We start from the raw sequence: 19107 nt of genomic DNA, 5'->3' as shown, positions 1-19107 counted from the left end.
ATCTCCGTGCCGCAACGCATGCTTCAAGGCCAGCCGGACGTTCAGGATTTTGACGGGAGCCTACCCCTTTGCTGCGACTGCTGTTTTTACTTATGGGCGGACCGGCGCTGCGCGCCAGTTGGCCCGCACTGCTGCTGGCCGGCCTGATCTGCCTCGGCGCCAGCCTGGGCATCGTGCTGGAGAGCCTCTACCACGGCACGCTGTCAGTGCCGCTGCTGCTGCTGGGGCTGTTTTTAACCGCCGAAGGGCTGCTGCAGGCGTGGCGTGCGCGCGCCGGCTTTGACCGCGGCTGGCCGGCGCGGATTAACGCGCTGGCGCTGCTGCTGCTGGGTGCGGCCTTGCTCGCCGCGCCGCATGAGAGGGGCGACTGCGTCGCCTGGCTGTTCGCGCTGGCCTTTTTCTTCGACGGCGGCTTTCGCCTCATCTCCTGTGGTCTGATGCGCTGCCGCCGCTGGCACAGCAAGCTGGCGATTGGCGGTGGTGAGTGGCTGTTCAGCCTGGCGATCGTCGCCAACTGGCCGCTTTCGCACCGCGTGCTGATCCCACTAGGCTTCGCTCTGGTGCTGCTGGGCTGGGCCTGCTCGCTGCTGCAGATGAGCAGGCAAATTCGTGCCCTGCCGGCGGAGACCAGCGTCGCGGCGCTGCCGCTGTTTACCCGTAAAGGGGTGCGCAAACCGCACGGCTTCAACTATCGCCACATTGCCTGCACGCAGGCGCCCGCCAGCGTGCCGCTGACCATCTATATCTGGACGCCGCTGGGGTCGGGCAGCGTCGCCGGACGCCGCCCCTGGTTTGACCGCTGGGTCGCCGCTATCGATCATCGGGGGAAGGTCTCCACCGGCCATACTTCGCTGGCGATGGGCGACGCGCTCTACGTCAGCTTTTATCCGGTAGAGGATATGAGCTGTAGCCTGGGCGGCTTTTTACAGATGCTGCATGCGCGCGAAGAGAATGACGTGGCCGGCTTTCACCAGCGCTCGCTGGAGCAGGAGATCAAAGCCTGGTGCCTGCCGGATAAGCGTCTCACGCTGACGCACTACAACCAGCAGGCGCTGGCCAACTACTGGGCGAGCCACGGCCAGGATTGCCGCTACAATCTGACGTCGCGTAACTGCTCGACCAGCGTGATGCAGGCGATCGACGTCGCCACCGAGGGCCTGCTGGGGCTGCGCGGCTTACGCGGCTACGCGGCGCTGCTCGATCCCGACTTCTGGCTGCTGAGCCTGATCCGCAGTCGGGCAGAGGGAATGACCTGGACGCCTGGGCTGGTGATGGATTATGTCGAGGTGCTGCGGCGCGTGCTGGCGGCGCAGCCGGAAGGCAACAGCCGCCGTTATTTATATGCTGAAAAAGAACCAGCCGTTAATAGGGCGTATCACACCGGACGTGGCTAAATTTTTCACCAGTAAGGGATATTTAGCAGAGGGAAGAAAGAAATGGCGAAATATAAAAAAATAGCTGGCTTGCTTCGCGGGTAAATAAAAAGCCGGGAAACGATTTCCCGGCGCTGTTTGCGCGTTAACCTGCGCTTTTATCGGCGGCTGAACGGCGGCTGAGCTTGCCGCCAACGCGTCCTGCCTCAACGGCGCGTTCGCGATTATATTTAAAATTACCGCTACTCATCTGGCCGCCTTTTTTCCCCGCTTCACGCGCTCTGTCAGGATTTTCGGCAAAATTACCTGCTCCACCACGACGCTGAGTCATATCAATTCCTCTCTGTATAAAAATAATAATAACGAAAAAGAGTTTCAACGCGAATTAACTATGTGTGGTGAATGGCGATTTTGCAATGTGACATTTGAGATGAATATTTAGCGATTTTCAGGGCGCAAATAACGCTGCGCGGAAAAGCGCAGCCTAATTGCCTGCCGGCTAACGAAAAATAACGTTAATATGTACAACTTTTATAATAGCTGTACAATTTAGCGCATAGTGCTAATCTGTGATGTTCGTCACAAAAATAAACGCAGTTTTTCATGACGAATAGCATAAAAAAACGCAGCGTCCGTTAGCGGGACGCTGCGTGCGCAGGTGAGAGGGTTATGGACGACGGAACAGCGCGAGGCTGCGGCCTTCCAGCTCGAAATCCTTCTCTTTGGTGATCACCAACCCACGGTTATCGTTATCGGAGGTGGTCAGCTCCAGCACCCAGCCGCCTTCGCCAAACTGCGGAATGCGGAACGGCACCGTGCCTTCAAACGGGTTAATCAGCATCAGCACGTCGTGCCAGATGCCTTCCTCGGTTTGCAGGTCCGGTCGGCCGATATAGACGCCGAGCGTCGAGCCTTCTTCCCACTGCTCTTCCTGCTGAAAACCGCCGCCGGCGTTAAACCACTTGATCTCCATGCCGTCGCGCCAGTTTTCGCGGCGCAGCAGCGGCTGCTCGGCGCGCAGGCGAATAACGTGGCGGGTAAACTCGCGCAGCGCCTCGGCGCTGGCGGGCAGGTTATCCCAGTGCACCCAGGAGATCTCGCTGTCCTGACAGTAGCCGTTGTTGTTGCCCAGCTGGCTGCGCCCGAACTCGTCGCCCGCCAGCAGCATCGGCGTGCCGTGGGAGAAAAAGAGCGTGGCGAGGAAGTTACGCTTCTGGCGCTCGCGCACCGCGTTAATACCTTCATCTTCGGTCGCGCCTTCCGCGCCGTAGTTGTAGGAGCGGTTGTCGTTATGGCCGTCGTTGTTATCCTCGCCGTTCTCCTCGTTGTGCTTCTCGTTGTAGGAGACCAGATCGTTCAGCGTAAAGCCATCATGGGCGGTAATAAAGTTGACGCTCGCCCAGGGACGACGGCCGCGCTGATCGTAGAGATCGCCGGAGCCGAGCAGGCGCGCGGCGAAATCGGTAGAGACGTTATCGCCCTTCCAGTATTCGCGCACCGTATCGCGGTATTTGTCGTTCCACTCCGCCCAGCCCGGCGGGAAGCCGCCGACCTGATAGCCGCCGGGGCCGATATCCCAGGGCTCGCCGATCAGCTTCAGCTTTGACAGCACCGGATCCTGCATCATGGCGTCAAAAAAGCCGCCGCGCTGATCGAATCCTTCCGGCTCGCGGCCGAGAATGGTGCCGAGGTCGAAGCGAAAGCCGTCGATATGCATCGATTCCGCCCAGTAGCGCAGCGAGTCCATCACCATCTGCAGCACGCGCGGATGGGAGGTGTTCACGGTGTTGCCGGTGCCGGTGTCGTTGATGTAGTAGCGGTGCTGATCGGGCAGGGTGCGGTAATAGGAGAAGTTATCGATCCCCTTGAACGAGAGCGTCGGCCCCAGCTCGTTGCCCTCCGCTGTGTGGTTATAAACCACATCGAGGATCACCTCGACGCCGGCGTCGTGGAAGGCGCGCACCATGTCGCGGAAGCCCTGAATGCCGCGCGGCCCGTAGTAGCGCGGTGCGGGAGAGAAAAAGCCGATAGAGTTGTAGCCCCAGAAGTTTTTCAGCCCTTTATCCAGCAGATGCTGATCGTCCGGGAACCAGTGCACCGGCAGCAGCTCTACCGAGGTGATGCCCAGGCTTTTGATATAGTCGACCGTGGCCTGATGTCCCATGCCCTCGTAGGTGCCGCGCAGCACCTCCGGCAGCGCCGGATTGAGCTGGGTGAAGCCCTTGACGTGCGTCTCGTAAATCACCGCGTTCGGCCAGGCGATAGTGGGACGGTTGTCGTCCTGCCAGTCGAATTCGTTGGGATCGATGACGCGACACTTGGGCATAAACGGCGCACTGTCGCGCGTGTCGAAGGTCAGATCCTTATCCTCATGCAGCAGATCGTAGGCAAAGTGCGCCTCGTTCCACTCGATATCGCCCGCCAGCTCGCGCGCGTAGGGATCGATCAGCAGCTTGTTGGGGTTAAAACGGTGCCCGTTCTCGGGATCGTACGGGCCGTGAACGCGATAGCCGTAGAGCGCGCCCGGCTTCAGGCCCGGCACGTAGCCGTGCCACACCTCATGCGTAAACTCCGGCAGCGCCAGGCGCGCGATCTCGTGCTGGCCGCTCTCATCAAACAGGCAGAGCTCGACCCCTTCGGCGTGGGCAGAAAAAAGGGCGAAGTTGACCCCTTCGCCATCGTAGTTGGCGCCGAGCTGCTGGCCCGAACCGGCCGTAATTTCAAAGTGTGTATCCTGAGACATTTATCCCTCTCCATCCAGTAAGACGCTATCCACAAAAACCGTGATGAATGACATGGTGTATTCCATTCTGTCAGACGCTGATAAGCACCAGCGGCGCGCCGCTGTTAAGCGCGACAAGGCTAAGCCGATCGGTCAGGTCACACATTTCTCCCGTAAAAACATTGCGATAGCGGCGCTGCGCCAGCGGCTCTGTCAGGGCAATCGCCGTGCTCTCGCCGTAGCGCTGACGGGCAAAGGCGAGGCGCGGCACCACCACGATCAGCGCGTGCTGCGCATCGGTGCGGGCAAAGGCGAGGGCATGCGACGCCTCGGTCCCGCCGATCACCAGCGGCAGATAGTCGCCGTGGCGGAACAGCGCGGCGTGCTGCTGGCGCAGCGGCAGCAGCGTGGCGATAACCTGCTGCTTGAGCTGGCCGCTTTGCCACCCTTCCGGCGCGGAGAAATCGCCGGTTTGGTCCAGCATGCGCTGCAGCGCGTCGAAGTCCGGCTCCAGACGGTTGTCGGGATCGACCAGGCTGAAATTCAGCGCTTCGCTGCCCTGATAGATATCGGGCACGCCTGGCGCGGTGAGCTTGATCACCGTCTGGCTAAGGGAGTTAATCAGCCCGGCGGCGATAAAGGGCAGCAGCGCCTGGCTGAAGTCGGCGAGGAATTCGGCGTTATCCGGCGAGAGCAGGCGGCGCGCGTAGTCGAGCACCGCCGTTTCATAGGCCTCGTCGCCGTCCGCCCAGTTGGTGCGCAGCTTCGCCTCGCGCAGCGCCTTCTCGACAAAGCCGGTAAAGCGCGGTTCGATAGCCGCCAGCTCGGCGGCGTCGGGCGCACCGGAAGCGGGCCAGACGCCCGCCAGCGCCTGGTAGAGCATCCACTCTACCGCCGGTTCCGGCGCCGGGCCGCTGGCGAGCGCCACCACCGCGTCGCGGTTCAGCTGCCGCCAGCGCGCCACATGCTGCGCCCAGCGCTGCGGCGACTCCGTCAGGGTGTAGAGGCGCGCGCGCGCATCTTCGCCGCGCTTGGTGTCGTGCGTTGAGGTGCCGGTCAGGCCGTCTGGCTGACGTTCGCGCCGCGTCTGCATTTCGTCGTGGAAGCGCGCCAGCGAGAAGGGGCGCGGCAGCGGCTCGGCGCCGACCTCATTCAGCGCCAGCGCCATATGCTGGCGGAAAAAGAGCGTGTCCTCGACCGACTTGGCCATCAGCGGGCCGGTGAGCTGCTGAAAGCGGGTGCGGAAGGTGGCAGCGTCGTGGGCGACGGCCGCATCGAGATCGCCGATCATAATGCGCAGCAGCAGATCCAGCGCCGCAGGCTGCAGGCCGGGCGCCTCGCGCCGCGCCGTGTCGGCCACGCGCCGCAGCAGCGCCGCGCCTTCCGGCGGCATGCCCGCCGGGGTGCCGTAGCTGCGATAGACCGGGAAGGCCACCAGCAGCTCGCGCAGCGCGGCACGCAGGTCGCTTTCCTGCAGCGTCTCGCCGGACGCCTCGGCGATGGCGCCCGCCAGCTTCAGCAGCGTGGTGAACTCGCCCTCGAAGTTTTTGTCCGCCATCAGCTGCTTGGCGGCGCGCAGCTCGGCGCGCATATCCACCGGCGCGCCGACCGTCTGGTCGTAGGCTTGGCGCAGCGCGGCGATCTGTCGGCCATCCACCAGCGCATCGGAGAGCGAGGCGATAAATTCATAGCCGGTGGTGCCGGAAACCGGCCAGTCCGCCGGCAGCTGTTCACCTTCGCCGAGGATTTTCTCCACCGTGATATAGCATTCGGCGCCGGCATGCTGGCGCAGCTGCTGCAGATAGCCTTTGGGATCGGCCAGGCCGTCGACGTGATCCACGCGCAGTCCGGTCACCGCGCCCGAATGCACCAGCTCCAGAATCAGCCGGTGGCTGTCGTCGAATACCTGCGGATCTTCTACCCGCACGCCCGCCAGCCCGGTGATTTCAAAAAAGCGGCGGTAGGAGAGGTCGCGCGGCGCGTCGCGCCACGACATCAGCCGGTAGGGCTGGCGCTCGTGCAGCGCGGCGATCTGCGCCTTGTCGGTCAGCGCCAGCACCTCCGCTTCCTCTCCCTGCCAGCTCGCCGGTGAGAGCGGATAAAAGCTGTCGTAATAGGCGAAGGCGGGTTTGCCGCTGGCCGGATCGGCCTTGATGGCGATTTCACCTTTTTCCAGCGCCGCGTCAAAGCTGTCGCCTAAAAACGGCAGCGTCAGGCGGCGCGTCCAGTCGATGTCGAAGTAGCGCGCGTAGCGGCTCTGCTCGCCGTGCTCAATCACGTCGCGCCACCAGGCATTCTCCAGCGAGGCGGCCATATGGTTCGGCACGATATCGATAATCAGCTCAAGGCCCGCCTGCTGCAGCGTCGCCACCAGCCGGTCGAAACCGGCGCGGCCGCCAATCGCCGGATCGATTTCATTGGCGTCGGTGACGTCGTAGCCGTGGGTCGAGCCGCGGGTGGCGGTGAAGATCGGCGAGGCGTAAAGATGCGTGATGCCGAGCCGTTTAATATAGGGCACCAGCGCCGCCGCGCGGTCGAAGGTCATGCCGTTGCGAAACTGAATGCGGTAGGTCGAGGCAGGAATACTCATTGGGCGTCTCCCTTTTGCAGGCGCACGATAATGGCGTTCTGCGGCAGATCGCGGCGGTTTTCCGGCCAGGCAAAAATCGTCTCGCCGGGCTGCTCAGGCAGCGGCTGCGTTTTCTCGCCGATATTGAGCGCCAGCGACAGGGTGCCGGCCGGGAAGCGCCAGCTCACCTGGATAAAACCCGCCTCGCTGCGCTCCACGCGGCCGGCGTGGCCGCGCGCCGAGGCGAGCAGCGGCACGATATGCTGCTGACGCAGCGCCAGCAGACGGCGCGACAGCTGCAGCCAGGCTTTGCCCTCGCTGCTCTGCGGCTTGTTCCAGTCGAGCTTCGAGCGGGTAAAGGTCTCTTCCGCGTTCGGGTCCGGCACGCTTTCGCCTTCATGCCCCGCGTGACCGGCGAACTCCTTCGCGCGTCCCTCGCGCACCGCTTTTGCCAGATCGCCGTGGAAATCGGTAAAGAAGAGGAAGGGATTGGTTTCGCCATACTCTTCGCCCATAAACAGCAGCGGAATATGGGGCGAGAGCAGCAGCGTGGCGAGCAGCACCTTATTGCGATCCGCGCCGATAAGGCTAATCAGCCTGTCCCCCAGCGCGCGGTTGCCGACCTGATCGTGGTTCTGGATAAAATCGACAAAGGCCGCAGGCGGCTGGCTGCGGCTGTCGACGCCGCGCGCCTCGCCGCTGTGGGGTGAGACTTCGCCCTGATAGGCGAAGCCTTCCGCCAGCACGCGGGCGACATATTTTTCCGGGTGCGGGGTGAAATCCTGGTAATAGGCGTGGGTTTCGCCGGTGGCGAAGACGTGGACGGCGTTGTGGAAGTCGTCGTTCCATTCGCCGCTGAACAGCGGGGCGTTGCCCTGTTCATCGCGCGGATGGAGGAACACTACGTTGCGGCTGTCTTCGGTGGTGAGATGGATCGGCCGGTCGGCGATCGCTGCGCGAATGCGCTCGGCGATCTCAATCAGCGCATGTTTCTCAGAGGTGTCTTCGATCTGATCGATGGCGTCGAAGCGCAGCCCGTCGAGGCGATACTCCTGCAGCCAGTAGAGCGGTGCCTCCACGATATAGCGGCGCGCGGCGTCGACGTCGTAGGCGATGCCTGCGCCCCAGGGCGTGGCGCGCTCTTTGTGGAAGAAGTCGGGCGCCAGCAGCGGCAGGTAGTTGCCCTCCGGGCCGAAGTGGTTCAGCACGATATCGAGCACCACCGACAGCCCGTGACCGTGCGCGGCGTCGATAAAGGCTTTGAAGTCGTCAGGCGTGCCGTAGGCGGCATGCGGCGCATAGAGCAGCACGCCGTCGTAGCCCCAGCCGCGGTTGCCGCCGAACTGCGACACCGGCAGCACTTCGATCATGGTGATGCCCAGCTCCGCCAGATAGGGCAGCTTTTCAATCGCCGCCTGGAAGGTGCCCTGCGGGGTAAAGGTGCCGATATGCAGCTCGTACACCACGCTCTCTTCCCAGGCGCGGCCCTGCCAGTCCTGATGCTGCCAGCGATAGCGCGTGGGATCGACGACCAGCGACGGGCCGTTGACCGACTCTTTTTGCGCGCGCGAAGCGGGATCCGGCACCACCGTGCCGTCAGCCAGTACAAAGTTATATTCGCTGCCGGGCGCGACCCCGTCGGCAAGCAGTTCGAACCAGCCATCCTCAGCCGAACGCATCGGCGTCTCCTGGCCGTTAAGGCGCAGCGTCACCTGCTGCTGGCCGGGTGCCCAGAGACGAAAGCGAACGGCATCGTCGGCGACAACTTCAGCGCCCCAGCTCTTGGAAAAGTGTGCTGACTCCATTCAATAACCTCGTCTGAATCAAAAGTGATCGATAAACCACACCGCGCGGCTCAGGTCCGGCGATGCAGGCTGCAAAGGGTAAGACGGAAACGATTCTGATACGTCGTCGGCGGCACGCGTGTCTGCTGCGGCCGCGCCGTATGCGGCTCTCTACGACGCCATACGAAAATCAATCATAGTCCACGCTGGAGGAGTTGCTGAGGCCGCGCGGCGGCCATTATCGCGCCCGCCGGAAATTTAGGTGACCTCCGTCACAAATCCAAAAGTGCATCTATACTTGTTACTCTTGCCTGAGTTGGTGGAATTGTGCGCAAATTCAGGATGTTAAACCTCATGGAGTGACTGTGGATCAGACTAAACCTGAATCAACCGATAACGGCGCGCCGTCGGCCGATACCGTTCGCCAGCGGCTCTTTTTTGTCGTGCTGGTGGCAACCATGGGCGCGCTCGCCTTTGGCTACGACACCGGCATTATTTCCGGCGCGCTGCCCTATATGACGCTGCCGCCCGATCAGGGCGGCCTCGATCTCTCGCCGTTCACCGAAGGGCTGGTGACCTCTTCGCTGATCTTCGGCGCCGCGGTCGGCGCATTTCTCAGCGGCTACGTCTCCGATCGCTTCGGTCGCCGCATTACCCTGCGCAGCCTGGCGCTGGTGTTTGTCGCGGGCGCCATCGGCACCGCCGTGGCGCCCAACGTTGAGATCATGATCGCCATGCGCCTGCTGCTCGGCATTGCGGTGGGCGGCGGATCCTCCACCGTGCCGGTGTTTATCGCCGAGATCGCCGGCCCGCGCCATCGCGCGCCGCTGGTGAGCCGCAACGAGCTGATGATCGTCTCCGGCCAGCTGCTCGCCTACGTGGTCAGCGCCCTGATGAGCTACCTGCTGCACGATCCGAAAATGTGGCGCTATATGCTGGCGCTGGCGATGATCCCTGGCGCGCTGCTGTTTATCGGCACCTTCTTCGTGCCGGCTTCACCGCACTGGCTGGTGGCGGAAGGGCGCGTCAAAGAGGCGATGCGCATCATGAAAAGGCTGCGCGAAACCCCGCGCGAGGTGCGTAAAGAGATGGCGGCGATGCGCAAACAGGCGCGCGAGGCGGAGCGCGGCCCGTCAGCCGGCGAGCTACTGCGCGAGAAGTGGGTGGTGCGCCTGCTGCTGCTGGGCGCCGGCATGGGCATCGTGATCCAGTTCACCGGCGTCAACGCTTTTATGTACTACACGCCGATTATCCTGAAAACCACCGGCATGGGCACCAGCGCCTCTATTGCCGCCACCATCGGCAACGGCGTGGTCTCGGTGCTGGCGGTGATGGCGGGCATTCGCGCGGTTGGCCGCTTCGGCCGCCGTCCGATGCTGATCACCGGCCTTTGCGTGGTGATTGCCGCGCAGCTGGCGCTCGGGTCGGTGCTGGTATTTATGCCGCAGAACCTGACGCAGAGCCTGCTGGCGCTCGCCTGCATTATGCTGTTCCTGTTCTTTATGCAGATGTGCATTTCGCCGGTCTACTGGCTGCTGATGTCGGAGCTGTTCCCGATGCAGGTGCGCGGCGTGCTGACCGGCGCGGCGGTCTCTTTCCAGTGGATCTGCAACGCGGCGGTCGCCTTTGCCTTCCCGCCGCTGCTGGCGCTGGCCGGCAACAGCACTTTCTTTATCTTCGCGGCGATCAACGTGGCGTCGCTGGCGTTTGTCATCCTTATGCTGCCGGAAACGCGCGGCAAATCGCTGGAGCAGATCGAAACCCTGATGCGCGAGCGCTTCGGCGAAGCGGATAAAACCGCCGCTAGCGACGCGGCATAAGCGCAGGCTGCGGATTATCTCGCTGATAATCCGCAGCTATCACACCAAATACTATTACCGTCTGGCGGCCAACGCGCCGTCCGGGAATAATCGCAGCATGGCTACTTATCGAATCAAAGTGGGATTTCATAATCCCTCCGCGCTGACCTTCCGGGAGCTGGATCTGATTCTGGCTGAAGCGTCATTCCGCGCCGCGCAGTCACAGCGAGCCGGCGTTCGTTATTTCACAGAGTATGAATATGAGTCAGAGGGCGATCTCTGTTCGGTGTGTGCGCTGGCCTACAGCCACGCCTGTAAAGTGAGGAAGTGTCCGCTGGTGCTGGTGGAGATGCAGAAGGCTGAGGCGGGCGTCTGAAGTCTGGCGACGCCGCGCCCCAGCGGCTTACAGCAGTTCGTCGGCCTGAATCGGCTGCGCCTGCCAGCGCTCGACCGCCTGTTTAACTTCATCTTCGCTGGGGTTCTCTTCCGTCGCCACGTTATAGCGTTTGCCGTCCACGGCGATCACCGTCACCGGCAGCACGTAGCGCTGCAGCTCGGCGCGGTTCGGCGAGGTGCTGCTCTCGGTCTCTTCCGGCGCTTTGATCTCGACTTCCACTTCCACCTGGCCGGCTTCGAAGCTTTTCACTTCGCCATGATAGCCTGCGCCGAAAATCAGATAATCCTGGTTCATACTCTCTCCTGAGCCTGAGCGGCATCGCACCATGCCATGCCGCTCGGGGCGCGTTATGCCTGTTTGGGCTGGCCGTTGGAGGCGGTGATGCCGCCGTCGACCGGCAAATTGACGCCGGTGATATAGCGTGCGTCGTCGCTGGCGATAAACAGTATGGCGCTGGCGATGTCGTCCGGCTGACCGGCGCGGCGCAGCGGAATGCGGTCGTAGAAGCGTTCCAGCAGCGCCTCGTCATCCTTCATATCTTCTGTCAGATCGGTCAGCGTAAAGCCGGGACAGATAGCGTTGACGCGCACGCCGTCGGCGCCGTAGTCCATCGCCAGCGAGCGGGTGAAATTGGTGACCGCGCCTTTCGCCGCGTTATAGACGCTCATGCCCCAGTCGCCGCCGAGGCCGGAGACTGACGAGATATTGACCACGTTGCCCTGAGTTTTCAGCAGGTCGGGCATAAAGTGGTGGATGCAGAAGTAGACGCCGTCCAGATCGACCTGCATCAGCTTGCGCCAGTCGTCCGGCTGCACCTCGTGAATGCGGCCCTGCACCACGCTGCCCGCGTTATTAATCAGCACGTCGACACGCCCATATTTTTCGGCGACGCGATCGCGCAGCGCCTTGACCTGGTCAACGTCCGCGACGTCGCACGGCGCCACCAGATGATCGCCTGCTGCCAGCTGGGACAGGGTTTTCTGCAGTTTTTCCTCGGTTCTGCCGACCAGCACCACCGCCGCGCCTTCACGGGAAAACTGTAGCGCCGTGGCCTGACCAATACCCGATCCCGCCCCGGTGACAACGACGACTTTTCCAGTAAATCTCGACATGCTCTCTCCTTATTGTAGGGGTATTAACATTACCCTTAAGCCTGGCAGCCAGACGGGATCGTTCAAGCCAGACGGCAATATCCCTGCAACTGCTCTGTACTTTATGGCTGACAGCTGGCCTACACTGTGTGGCGATAACCGAGGAGCCACTATGTCACGACACACGCTTTCCGCTGACTGCTGCATCGTCGGCGGCGGCCCGGCGGGGCTGATGACCGCATATCTGCTGGCGCGCGCGGGCCTGCAGGTGGTGGTCATTGAAAAACACGCCGATTTCCTGCGCGATTTTCGCGGCGACACCATTCACCCCTCGACGCTGGAGGTGATGCACCATCTTGGCCTGCTGGAGAAGCTACTGGCGCTGCCGCATCAGCGCGCGGAGACGCTCAAGGCGGAGATGGGCGGCGAGGAGGTGACAATGGCGGACTTCTCGCGGCTGCCGGTGCGCTGCCGCTTTATCGCCTTTATGCCGCAGTGGGACTTTCTGAACTTTCTGGCGGGCGAATGCGCCGCCTTTCCCGGCTTTACGCTGCTGACCTCGACCGCGCTCAGCGAGCTGATCGTCGAGCAGGATCGGGTGTGCGGCGTCACGGCGCTGCGCGACGGCGAGCCGCTGACCATCCGCGCCCAGCTGGTGATCGGCGCGGACGGACGCCATTCGGCGGTCAGGGCGCAGGCGGGGCTGACCAGCCGGTCGTTTGGCGCGCCGCGCGACGTCATCTGGTTCCGTCTCGACAAGCAGCCGGACGATCCCGTGATGGGCAGCGGCCATGCCGGGCCGCGCCAGAACTTTATCGTTATCGATCGCGGCGACTACTGGCAGTGCGGCTTTACCATCGAGAAAGGGGAGTTTGAGGCGCTGCAGCGCAGCGGGCTGGCGGCGCTGAAGCAGCGCATTGCCGCCGTGGCGCCGTTCAGCGCCGCCCGGCTGGAGGCGATCGACGACTGGTCGCAGATCCGGCTGCTGCTGATTCGCATCGACCGGCTGGAGAAGTGGATGAAGCCGGGGCTGCTCTGTATTGGCGATGCGGCGCACGCGATGTCGCCCATCGGCGGGGTCGGCGTCAATCTGGCGATCCAGGACGCGGTGGCCGCCGCCAACCTGCTGACGCCGCCGCTGCGGCGCGGCAGGGTCACGCTGCGCGATCTGGCGCGGGTGCAGAAACGGCGCCAGTTTCCCACCGTCGCCACCCAGTTTTTGCAGATTAAAATGAGCCGCAAAAAGGCGGGAGGCAGCGGTAAAAACCCGATGCCGGGCATGCTGCGCAAATGGCCGTTTTTGCGCTTTGTCTTTGGCCGCCTGCTCGGCATCGGCTTTCGCATGGAAACGCCGCGCTGAGGTGAGACGCACGGCGCGCGCCTATACTTGACCCCATTGAGCGGCCCGTTATTAAGGATACCTCTGTGGAAAACCCTCAGCTGCTGGCGCAGCGCCAGCGCCGCGCGCTGGTTGCCGGATCGGTCGGCAACTTTATCGAGTGGTACGAGTTTGCCGTCTACGGCTTTCTCGCCACGCTGATCGCCCAGAACTTTTTTCAGCTGCAGGGCGCCTCGGCGCTCAGCAGCCTGATCCTGACCTACGCCTCGTTCGCCATCGCCTTCTTTTTTCGTCCGCTCGGCGCGGTGATTTTCGGCCGCATCGGCGACCGCATCGGCCGCAAGCCAACGCTGATCGCCGTGCTGCTGCTGATGACGCTGGCGACCACGCTGATCGGGCTGGTGCCGACCAGCGCCGCGCTGGGCGTCGCCGCGCCGCTAATCCTCACCGGGCTGCGTATTCTGCAGGGCCTGTTCGCGGGCGGCGAATATGGCGGCGCGGTGTCGCTGATGACCGAGTTCGCGCCACCGGGCCGGCGTGGACTCTACGGCGCGTGGCAATCCTTTACCGTGGCGCTGGGGCTGCTGGCGGGCGCGGGCGTGGTGGCGCTGCTCTCCGCGCAGCTGAGCGGTGAGGCGATGCTGGCGTGGGGCTGGCGCGTGCCTTTTCTGCTGGCGCTGCCGCTCGGGCTGATTGCGCTCTGGCTGCGGCTGAGCATGGAGGAAACGCCGAGCTTTATGCGCCAGCGTCAGCAGCCGCGGCCGCGCGCCGACGCCGCGCAGACGGTGAAGATTATCCTGCTGGCGATCGCGCGCGTGATGCTCTGGTCGGCGGCGGGCTATACCTATTTAGTGATCATGCCGACCTATTTGCAGTCGGCGCTGCACACCGGCTTTAACCAGGCGCTGCTGATTGCGGTGATCTCTAACCTCGGCTTTGCCGCCGCCATTCTGCCTGCGGGCTGGCTCAGCGATCGCCTCGGACGCCGCCGCGTGATGCTGGTCGCCAGCGTGCTGCTGCTGCTGCTGGCGTTCCCGCTGCTAAAAATTTTGCAGGCTGAAGCGACTTCGCTGGCGGTCAGCGCGCTGGTGGTGTTTATCGCGGGCGCTCTCGTGGGGATGCTGGCGGGGCCCGGCCCGGCGATGCTGGCGGAGATGTTCCCCACCCATGTGCGCTACACCGGGCTGGGGTTGGCCTATTCGCTGTCGAACGCGCTGTTCTCCGGCTGCGCGGGGCTGATTATCACCGGCCTGATGAAGCAGACCGGCAATCTGGATATCCCCGCCTGGTATGTGATGGCGACGGCGCTGGTCACCATTCCGGCGCTGATGACGCTGGAGAAAGGCGTGGCGCAGCAGCGGCTCTAGCCGCCGCTACATCAGTGCAATGCCAAAACGCTTTAACAGCAAGGCCCATAGCGCAAAGAGCACGACGGTGAGCAGGCAGGAGAGGCCCAGCGTCGGCCAGAAGCCGGTGCGCTGGTAGAGAAACGGAAACAGAATAAACATCGGCAGCGTCGGCACCACATACCAGAAGGTGTACCAGGCGTGGGCGGCGATCTTCTCCTGCGCCTGGCCTTCGAGTTTCATCCAGATCAGCACCAGCACGGTCACCAGCGGCAGGGCCGCCAGCAGGCCGCCAAGGCGATCGCTGCGCTTCGCGGTTTCGGAAATCAGCACCACCATAAAGGCGGTGATCGCATATTTTGAGATAAGCCAGAGCATGTTTTTCTCTCAGAGGAGGTTATTTCAGGTAGGAGCGGATCACCGCGACAATCGCTTCCATATCGTCGCTGCGCGCCTGCGGCGTGGTCTCTTCATTCATCAGATGCTCGCGGATATGGCCCTCCAGCAGCTCGCTCATCAGCCCGTTAACGGCGCCGCGCACCGCTGCTACCTGCTGCAGCACCTTCAGACACTCTTCACCTGACGTCAGCGCCGTTTCCAGCGAGGCCGCCTGGCCTTTGATGCGGCGTACGCGGTTCAGCAGGCTTTTTTGGTTTTTCAGGGTATGTCCCATTCCAGATCTCCCGTTGATCATTACTATACTGGGGTATAGTATATAGGCGTAAATTCTACGGCCTTACGGGGCGGTTTGCAACTCACTCACTGGAGGTGTGGTATGGCGGTAAAATCGCCCTGTATCGATTTATGCGTGTTTGACGGGAAAACAGGCTGGTGCGAGGGATGCGGGCGCAGCCGGGAAGAGGCACAGACGTGGCGAAAGCTGACGCCTTACCGGCAAAAAGCGATAGCGCGTGCGCTGGCAGGACGGATGACAATATTGCAGAAGGCGCAGAAGTAGCAGAAAGAGAAGGGAAGGGACGGCTGCCCCTTCCCGGCCTCTCGCGTCACGCGAGAAGGCGCGCTGGGTTATTTACGGCCCAGCAGGAAACCGATAAAGACGCCGACGCCCGCCGCCACGGCCAGACCGGCCAGCGGATTGGACTGAACCTGGTCTTTAATGCAGTCAGCCGCGTCGCGCGCAGCATAGGACGCCTGGTTGGAATAACGGCGCGCTGCGCCGCGAACGCGATGACGCGGAGAATCGGTGGCTTCGCCCCATTGCTGCTCAGCGGCACCGGCAACTTCTTTTACGGTATCTTCGATTTTTCCTGACATAGTTCGTCTCCTTTGGGTTAGCACTCACTAAAGCGTAGCAAAGCCCGACGGTTATGCTGGATGCTTACGCTTTTGTTACGTTTTTCTGCTCAAGATTGCGGCTGACCGACCGGGCCGCTGCCGCCCGGCGCGCCTGGCGGTTGTTGCCCGCTGGGCGCGTGTGGCGGCGCTGGCGCGTCATGCGGACGCGGCGCGCAGGCCGTCGCGGCGACCGCGCCCATCCCGAGTAAAAAAATCATTACCAGCTGTTTCATCTGCTTCTCCCGGTTGAATAAAAAGGGTTAATCCGTTCAGGTGCGCCGCGTTTCCAGCGCCAGCGACCAGACGTTGCGACCGCACTCCGGGCAGTCGAGCTGGTCGCCGGCGTGCAGCGGTTGCGTCAGGCCGCAGCGGTTGCAGGCGTAGCGGCCGTCATGGGGGATCAGGGTAAAGCAGGGGCGATGCTCTGCCGGCAACACCGAAAGGCCTGGCACCACATCCTCGTCTTTATAGAAGTAGAGGCTGAGCTGCCCATCCACCTCCACCAGGCCGAGGCGGATCTGACCGAGGTGCTCCGCGCCGTCCTGTCGCAGCTCCATCAGAAATTCATCCTCGGAAATATTGAGCTTGTCGAGGTTGGCCGCGACATATTTGCCATTAGAAATCAGCGTGACGACGTCGCCCTCAATCAGCTTCGACAGCGCAGGCGAGTGGGACATCGCCCAGGTGGTCAGGCGATAGAGCAGCAGCAGCACCACAAACACCATGATCACCGGCAGAACCGGCACGTCGTCGTAAAAGGTCACGTCGCCGGAGGCGGATCCCAGCGTCAGTATGATCACCACTTCAAACAGCGACAGCTGCTGCACGCCGCGTCTGCCGGAGATTTTGAGAAAAATAAACACCACGCTGTAGGCGATAAACACGCGGATGATCACTTCAAACAGAAAGGTGTAGGGCTGGTCGTTAATCAGAAACTTATGCAGGTCGAAGTCTGCCATTTTTTCTCCTGTTTGCTCGCCTGGCTCCATTGATAAACAGACTTAGCGCAACGGTTTAATCAGCGTCGCCAGCTGGCGCAGGTCGCTGGCCACATAGTCAGGCGCGGGCGCCAGCGGGTAGAGCGCCTGACCCTTACGGGCGATAAACGCCGTGTGCATGCCCGCCCGTTTGGCGCCGCCCACATCCCAGCCGTGCGCCGCCACCATTAGCGATTGCGCGGCGGGCTGGCCCATCTCGCTCATGGCCCACTGATAGACGCGCAGATCCGGTTTGTAGCGTTGCGGCTGCTCCACGCTGAGCACCCGGCTGAAAAAGGGCCGCAGCGCGGTGGCGTTGAGCTGTTCTTCCGCCAGCGCCGCCGAGGAGTTGGTGAGCGCCACCAGGGTATAGCCCATGTTGCGCAGGGCAGAGAGGCCGTCGGCGGCGTCGGAATGGGCCGGCATCGCCGCCAGCGTCTCAGCAACCGAGCGGCCATCGTCGCGCAGGGTGATGCCGTAGCGTTCAGCCGTCATCTGCAGCACCGCTTCCGCAATCTCGCCGAAGCTGTGCCAGCTGCCGGTCGCCGACTCCACCAGCGAGTAGTGCAAAAGGGAGGTAAACCAGCCTTCGGCGAGATCCGGCCGGTTGTCGAGCCGTCGCGCCAGGTAGGCTTTGAGTTCTGTGGTGTCCAGCAGGGTTTCGTTAACGTCAAAGAAGATTACTGCACTGTGTTGACCGCCTGTCATCTCGCCTCCGCTCTCAAGAGTTTGTTTAAGGGTAGAAGGCGCGGTGCGTTCGCTCAACCAGGCGGGCGAGAAGAGGAGGCGCGTCAGCCACACAGGCCGTCGCGCCCCGGTGCGGGTCAGGCATTTTCGGAGGAGCGCACGGCGTAGACGCGTGCTTTCTGCTGCTGCTGTTTTTTACGCGGCATCAGCAGGCTGGCGATGATAATCACCAGCGTCAGGGCGCCGGTCGCCAGCAGTTCGCTTTGATGCTGCGCGTTGAACAGCATGCACACCAGCACGGTAAGGATAAACAGTATGGTCAGCCAGGTGAGGCCAGGGAACAGCCACATGCGGTAGCTCAGCGTTTCGCCCGCTTTTTCGCGTTTCTTGCGCAGCACCAGATGCGAGACGGCGATCACCAGATAAACCAGCAGCGCAATGGCGCCAGAGCTTGCCAGCAAAAACTCAAACACCACGCTCGGCGCCAGATAGTTCGCCACCACCGCGACAAAGGCGGTCGCCGTTGAGAGCAGCACCGCAATCCAGGGCGTGCCGCTGCGCGTGGTGCGTGACGCCGCCGCCGGCGCATCTTTACGACGCGACAACGAATAGAGCATGCGTGAAGAGGTATAGAGCGCTGAATTGAGACAGCTACAGACGGCGATCAACACTACCACGTCGACGATCAGTTTGGCGTGCGGGATGTTCATAGCCTGCAGCACGGTCTGGTAGGAGCCTTGTTCTCTGAGCCCCGGCGCGTTCCACGGCACCAGCGCGACCACGAAGAAAATCGACAGCAGGTAGAACAGCGCGATACGCCAGATCACCGAATTGGTCGCCTGGGTAATCTGCCTGCCGGGGTTTTTCGATTCAGCGGCCGCGATAGTAATAATCTCGGTGCCCATAAAGGAGAACATGGTGGTCAGGATCGCCGCCATCACCTTTTCCATGCCGTTTGGCATAAACCCTTGCGTATCGTAAAGATGCTGCAAACCGCTGGTGCTGCTGTTGGGCATATAGCCGAGCACGGCGAGGCCGGCGGCGCCTAAAAACAGGATAATCGCCGTGACCTTCAGCAGCGCGAACCAGAATTCAAATTCGCCATAGTTCTTCACGCTCAGCAGGTTGGTGGCGGTCAAAATCAGCGTAATGGCGAGGGTAAATTGCCAGATGGCCACCTGCGGGAACCACGCGTGCAGGATGGTGCCCGCCGCGTTCGCCTCCAGCGGAATAACCAGCACCCAGAACCACCAGTAAAGCCAGCCAATGGTGAAGCCCGCCCAGCGGCCCAGCGCGTGGTCGGCATAGGTAGAGAAAGAGCCGGAATCGGGCAGGGAGACCGCCATTTCCGCCAGCATACGCATAATCAGCACCACCAGCGCGCCAGCGGCAGCGTAGGCGATCAGCACCGCCGGGCCCGCTTCGGCAATCGCATGGCCGGACCCCACAAACAGGCCGGCGCCAATCACGCCCGCAATTGAGAGCATGCGCACATGGCGCGGCTTGAGGTTTTGGGCCAGTGCATCTTCATTCGACGTCTGCATACTCGTCATCAACATGTCTCCAGAACGGTTTCCAGGGCGTTTGCGCCCAGGACGAGCAGGGGGGCAGGCGCGCCGCAGCGAGCCGGAGAGAGTAAGGCCATCAGGGCGTGATGACATACCAGGCGATCGGGGCGATGCCGATGCGGCATCAGACGTTTTTGCGCGTTCATCTTATTAACCTCG

Annotated in this window: 19 protein-coding genes; 6 read left to right on the top strand and 13 right to left on the bottom strand. The window is 62.4% G+C overall.

The window, feature by feature from the left end:
* The first annotated feature begins 68 nt into the window (after nucleotides 1-68).
* Complete coding sequence (locus MC269_RS10980; RefSeq protein WP_239952421.1) at nucleotides 69-1394, top strand: DUF4105 domain-containing protein; 1326 nt, start codon at nucleotides 69-71, stop codon at nucleotides 1392-1394.
* A 124-nt stretch (nucleotides 1395-1518) separates the two neighbouring features.
* On the opposite strand, the gene MC269_RS10975 is transcribed toward MC269_RS10980, so the two are convergent.
* The 4 genes from MC269_RS10975 to treZ all read right to left on the bottom strand — a co-directional run bounded on the left by MC269_RS10975 (nucleotide 1519) and on the right by treZ (nucleotide 8469).
* Nucleotides 1519-1704, bottom strand: coding sequence for a general stress protein (locus MC269_RS10975; protein ID WP_081141077.1), 186 nt, complete (start codon nucleotides 1702-1704; stop codon nucleotides 1519-1521).
* 336 nt (nucleotides 1705-2040) lie between these two features.
* Nucleotides 2041-4116 (bottom strand): glycogen debranching protein GlgX, encoded by a 2076-nt coding sequence (gene glgX, locus MC269_RS10970; protein WP_081141078.1) that lies wholly within the window; start codon nucleotides 4114-4116, stop codon nucleotides 2041-2043.
* A gap of 70 nt (nucleotides 4117-4186) precedes the next feature.
* Nucleotides 4187-6685 (bottom strand): malto-oligosyltrehalose synthase, encoded by a 2499-nt coding sequence (treY, locus tag MC269_RS10965; RefSeq protein WP_239952420.1) that lies wholly within the window; start codon nucleotides 6683-6685, stop codon nucleotides 4187-4189.
* On the bottom strand, nucleotides 6682-8469 hold the full coding sequence (gene treZ, locus MC269_RS10960) for a malto-oligosyltrehalose trehalohydrolase (RefSeq protein WP_239952419.1): 1788 nt from the start codon (nucleotides 8467-8469) through the stop codon (nucleotides 6682-6684). Before treZ ends, treY begins: the two co-directional genes overlap by 4 nt.
* A 437-nt stretch (nucleotides 8470-8906) precedes the next feature.
* On the opposite strand from treZ, the gene MC269_RS10955 reads away from it, so the two are divergent.
* Nucleotides 8907-10268 (top strand): sugar porter family MFS transporter, encoded by a 1362-nt coding sequence (locus MC269_RS10955; RefSeq protein WP_371824381.1) that lies wholly within the window; start codon nucleotides 8907-8909, stop codon nucleotides 10266-10268.
* 97 nt (nucleotides 10269-10365) lie between these two features.
* Nucleotides 10366-10623, top strand: coding sequence for a hypothetical protein (locus MC269_RS10950; protein ID WP_081141082.1), 258 nt, complete (start codon nucleotides 10366-10368; stop codon nucleotides 10621-10623).
* A gap of 27 nt (nucleotides 10624-10650) precedes the next feature.
* Here the strand turns inward: MC269_RS10950 and MC269_RS10945 are convergent, their stop codons facing one another.
* Nucleotides 10651-10938, bottom strand: coding sequence for a hypothetical protein (locus MC269_RS10945; protein ID WP_081141083.1), 288 nt, complete (start codon nucleotides 10936-10938; stop codon nucleotides 10651-10653).
* Nucleotides 10939-10991: 53 nt separating this feature from the next.
* The gene (locus tag MC269_RS10940) at nucleotides 10992-11756 is read right to left on the bottom strand and encodes an SDR family NAD(P)-dependent oxidoreductase (protein WP_239952417.1); all 765 of its coding nucleotides are present in this window, start codon (nucleotides 11754-11756) and stop codon (nucleotides 10992-10994) included.
* Nucleotides 11757-11907: 151 nt separating this feature from the next.
* On the opposite strand from MC269_RS10940, the gene MC269_RS10935 reads away from it, so the two are divergent.
* On the top strand, nucleotides 11908-13095 hold the full coding sequence (locus tag MC269_RS10935; protein WP_239952416.1) for an FAD-dependent oxidoreductase: 1188 nt from the start codon (nucleotides 11908-11910) through the stop codon (nucleotides 13093-13095).
* 65 nt (nucleotides 13096-13160) lie between these two features.
* Nucleotides 13161-14441, top strand: a complete 1281-nt coding sequence (locus MC269_RS10930) for an MFS transporter (protein ID WP_239952415.1) — start codon at nucleotides 13161-13163, stop codon at nucleotides 14439-14441.
* A 6-nt stretch (nucleotides 14442-14447) separates the two neighbouring features.
* Here MC269_RS10930 and MC269_RS10925 read toward each other — a convergent pair whose 3' ends face one another.
* A complete protein-coding gene (locus tag MC269_RS10925) occupies nucleotides 14448-14798 on the bottom strand; it encodes a DUF3147 family protein (RefSeq protein WP_081141087.1) in 351 nt (116 codons plus the stop codon).
* A gap of 19 nt (nucleotides 14799-14817) precedes the next feature.
* Nucleotides 14818-15093, bottom strand: a complete 276-nt coding sequence (locus MC269_RS10920) for a metal/formaldehyde-sensitive transcriptional repressor (RefSeq protein WP_239952414.1) — start codon at nucleotides 15091-15093, stop codon at nucleotides 14818-14820.
* A 102-nt stretch (nucleotides 15094-15195) separates the two neighbouring features.
* Here MC269_RS10920 and MC269_RS10915 point away from each other — a divergent pair, with 102 nt between their 5' ends.
* Nucleotides 15196-15378 carry a DUF1289 domain-containing protein gene (locus MC269_RS10915; protein ID WP_081141089.1) on the top strand — a complete coding sequence of 61 codons (183 nt, stop codon included), beginning with the start codon at nucleotides 15196-15198 and terminating at the stop codon, nucleotides 15376-15378.
* A 68-nt stretch (nucleotides 15379-15446) separates the two neighbouring features.
* Here the strand turns inward: MC269_RS10915 and MC269_RS10910 are convergent, their stop codons facing one another.
* The 5 genes from MC269_RS10910 to gabP all read right to left on the bottom strand — a co-directional run bounded on the left by MC269_RS10910 (nucleotide 15447) and on the right by gabP (nucleotide 18933).
* The gene (locus MC269_RS10910; RefSeq protein ID WP_081141090.1) at nucleotides 15447-15695 is read right to left on the bottom strand and encodes a YqjD family protein; all 249 of its coding nucleotides are present in this window, start codon (nucleotides 15693-15695) and stop codon (nucleotides 15447-15449) included.
* A gap of 89 nt (nucleotides 15696-15784) precedes the next feature.
* Nucleotides 15785-15949 carry a hypothetical protein gene (locus MC269_RS10905; RefSeq protein WP_167376588.1) on the bottom strand — a complete coding sequence of 55 codons (165 nt, stop codon included), beginning with the start codon at nucleotides 15947-15949 and terminating at the stop codon, nucleotides 15785-15787.
* Between the two features lie 36 nt (nucleotides 15950-15985).
* Nucleotides 15986-16675, bottom strand: coding sequence for a YetF domain-containing protein (locus MC269_RS10900; protein ID WP_239952413.1), 690 nt, complete (start codon nucleotides 16673-16675; stop codon nucleotides 15986-15988).
* A gap of 42 nt (nucleotides 16676-16717) precedes the next feature.
* The gene (locus MC269_RS10895; protein ID WP_239952412.1) at nucleotides 16718-17401 is read right to left on the bottom strand and encodes a haloacid dehalogenase type II; all 684 of its coding nucleotides are present in this window, start codon (nucleotides 17399-17401) and stop codon (nucleotides 16718-16720) included.
* A 116-nt stretch (nucleotides 17402-17517) separates the two neighbouring features.
* A complete protein-coding gene (gene gabP / locus MC269_RS10890; protein WP_239952411.1) occupies nucleotides 17518-18933 on the bottom strand; it encodes a GABA permease in 1416 nt (471 codons plus the stop codon).
* Nucleotides 18934-19107: the final 174 nt, after the last annotated feature.

The organism is Pantoea sp. Z09, assembly GCF_022394795.1.
Taxonomy (GTDB): domain Bacteria; phylum Pseudomonadota; class Gammaproteobacteria; order Enterobacterales; family Enterobacteriaceae; genus Pantoea; species Pantoea latae.
This window is presented reverse-complemented; position numbering and strand designations above follow the sequence as displayed.

Bases quoted from the DNA above. Each gene is read 5' to 3' on its own strand.
- MC269_RS10905 (WP_167376588.1), bottom strand. From the start codon at position 15,949: ATGAAACAGCTGGTAATGATTTTTTTACTCGGGATGGGCGCGGTCGCC.
- MC269_RS10950 (WP_081141082.1), top strand. From the start codon at position 10,366: ATGGCTACTTATCGAATCAAAGTGGGATTTCATAATCCCTCCGCGCTG.
- MC269_RS10910 (WP_081141090.1), bottom strand. From the start codon at position 15,695: ATGTCAGGAAAAATCGAAGATACCGTAAAAGAAGTTGCCGGTGCCGCT.
- MC269_RS10935 (WP_239952416.1), top strand. From the start codon at position 11,908: ATGTCACGACACACGCTTTCCGCTGACTGCTGCATCGTCGGCGGCGGC.
- treZ (WP_239952419.1), bottom strand. From the start codon at position 8,469: ATGGAGTCAGCACACTTTTCCAAGAGCTGGGGCGCTGAAGTTGTCGCC.
- glgX (WP_081141078.1), bottom strand. From the start codon at position 4,116: ATGTCTCAGGATACACACTTTGAAATTACGGCCGGTTCGGGCCAGCAG.
- MC269_RS10940 (WP_239952417.1), bottom strand. From the start codon at position 11,756: ATGTCGAGATTTACTGGAAAAGTCGTCGTTGTCACCGGGGCGGGATCG.
- treY (WP_239952420.1), bottom strand. From the start codon at position 6,685: ATGAGTATTCCTGCCTCGACCTACCGCATTCAGTTTCGCAACGGCATG.
- MC269_RS10925 (WP_081141087.1), bottom strand. From the start codon at position 14,798: ATGCTCTGGCTTATCTCAAAATATGCGATCACCGCCTTTATGGTGGTG.
- MC269_RS10915 (WP_081141089.1), top strand. From the start codon at position 15,196: ATGGCGGTAAAATCGCCCTGTATCGATTTATGCGTGTTTGACGGGAAA.
- MC269_RS10895 (WP_239952412.1), bottom strand. From the start codon at position 17,401: ATGACAGGCGGTCAACACAGTGCAGTAATCTTCTTTGACGTTAACGAA.
- gabP (WP_239952411.1), bottom strand. From the start codon at position 18,933: ATGACGAGTATGCAGACGTCGAATGAAGATGCACTGGCCCAAAACCTC.
- MC269_RS10975 (WP_081141077.1), bottom strand. From the start codon at position 1,704: ATGACTCAGCGTCGTGGTGGAGCAGGTAATTTTGCCGAAAATCCTGAC.
- MC269_RS10920 (WP_239952414.1), bottom strand. From the start codon at position 15,093: ATGGGACATACCCTGAAAAACCAAAAAAGCCTGCTGAACCGCGTACGC.
- MC269_RS10900 (WP_239952413.1), bottom strand. From the start codon at position 16,675: ATGGCAGACTTCGACCTGCATAAGTTTCTGATTAACGACCAGCCCTAC.
- MC269_RS10955 (WP_371824381.1), top strand. From the start codon at position 8,907: ATGGGCGCGCTCGCCTTTGGCTACGACACCGGCATTATTTCCGGCGCG.
- MC269_RS10945 (WP_081141083.1), bottom strand. From the start codon at position 10,938: ATGAACCAGGATTATCTGATTTTCGGCGCAGGCTATCATGGCGAAGTG.